This window comes from Paraclostridium benzoelyticum (assembly GCF_001006285.1).
Lineage (GTDB): Bacteria > Bacillota > Clostridia > Peptostreptococcales > Peptostreptococcaceae > Paraclostridium > Paraclostridium benzoelyticum.
On the sequence record NZ_LBBT01000225.1, the window covers coordinates 1 to 1,565 of the forward strand.

The 1,565-nt window shown below is 28.9% G+C and carries 2 protein-coding genes; one reads left to right on the plus strand and one right to left on the minus strand.

The window, feature by feature from the left end:
* The first annotated feature begins 152 nt into the window (after nucleotides 1-152).
* Nucleotides 153-1,157, plus strand: coding sequence for a rod shape-determining protein (gene mreB, locus VN21_RS11240; RefSeq protein ID WP_046823362.1), 1,005 nt, complete (start codon nucleotides 153-155; stop codon nucleotides 1,155-1,157).
* Between the two features lie 84 nt (nucleotides 1,158-1,241).
* Here the strand turns inward: mreB and VN21_RS11245 are convergent, their stop codons facing one another.
* Nucleotides 1,242-1,493 (minus strand): hypothetical protein, encoded by a 252-nt coding sequence (locus tag VN21_RS11245; protein ID WP_025162802.1) that lies wholly within the window; start codon nucleotides 1,491-1,493, stop codon nucleotides 1,242-1,244.
* Between the last annotated feature and the right edge of the window lie 72 nt (nucleotides 1,494-1,565).

Consider the following 1,565-nt stretch of genomic DNA (forward strand, 5'->3'; position numbering starts at 1 on the left):
ATAATATACTATATTTTATACATTTAATAAGTAAAATTTTAATAAGTGTATAGAAATTAAATAAAATAACATAATTTGGAGTGAAAATTCAAAACCAATAAAAATTTTAAATAATAAGATTGAATTCCAGACATATAGAGGAGTTGAGCAAAATGGCTAGCAATGATATAGGTATAGATTTAGGAACTGCTAATGTATTGATATCTGTTTCTGGAAAAGGAATAGTATTAACAGAACCATCAGTGGTTGCTATAGAGAAAAATACCGGATCTGTTTTAGCAGTGGGATCAGAAGCGTATAAAATGATAGGAAAAACTCCTAGCAATATAGTATCTATAAGACCATTACAAAATGGTGTAATATCTGATTATGATACTACAGAAAAGATGTTAAATTACTTCATAGGTAAAGTATTAAATAAAAAAGGCATGAATAAGGTTTTTATGCCAAGAGTAATGGTATGTGTACCAACTGGAGTGACTGGAGTTGAAAAAATAGCTGTAGAAGAGGCTGTTAGACATACTGGGGCAAAAGAGGTTTATACAATTGAAGGGCCAATAGCAGCTGCTATTGGAGCAGGCATAGATATTTCGAGTCCAAATGGAAGTATGGTTATAGATATAGGAGGAGGTACTGCAGATATAGCTATTATATCTTTAGGTGGTACGGTAGTTAGTGAGTCAATAAAGATAGGCGGAGACAAATTTGATGAGGCTATAATAGAATATATTAAAAAGCAGCATAATTTTCTTGTAGGAGAACTAACAGCTGAAAAGATAAAAATAAAAATTGGAACAGCATGTATTGATGAAGAAAAGTATATGGACATAAGTGGAATAAATTTAGTTACAAGACTTCCTGGTAAAATACAAATTAATTCATCGGAAATAAAAGATGCAATTGAAAAATGTACACAACAAATAATAGTAGCAGCATGTTCAGTATTAGAAAAAGCACCACCAGAATTATCATCAGATATTTATGAAAATGGAATAATCATGACTGGTGGAGGGTCACTTCTTAATGGGTTAGATAAAAGAATACAAGAGAAAACTAATATAAAAGTTAGCATCGCAGAAGATGCTTTGTTATGTGTTGCAAAAGGAACGGGAGCCTCACTTGCATCACTTAATTTATTAGAAAAAAATAAGAAATAATATTTTTAATTATTTAATACAATAATCACAAAAGGACTTAAACTCTTTTAATTTAGAGTTTAAGTCCTTTTATTTAGGTAAATATTATCCTTGTAATCCTTTTGCTTGACGCTCCATGTCTTCAATTACAATATCATATATTTCTCCTAAAGTTGAACAGTATTTTAATACTTCCCAAGGTTCATTTGTGTGGAAATGAATTTTGATAAGTTCTTCATCACCTACAGCAAGTAAACAATCTCCTTTAAAATTAGTATTAAAGTATTCATTTATTGCATCTTCATTAAGATCAGTTCCTTCGATTAATAACTGTGTATCGTATCTATATTCTAACATTTTTTATCATCCTTTCAAATTTGTATAATATATATAGTAATTTATACTTATATATATTATATCAAAATTAAT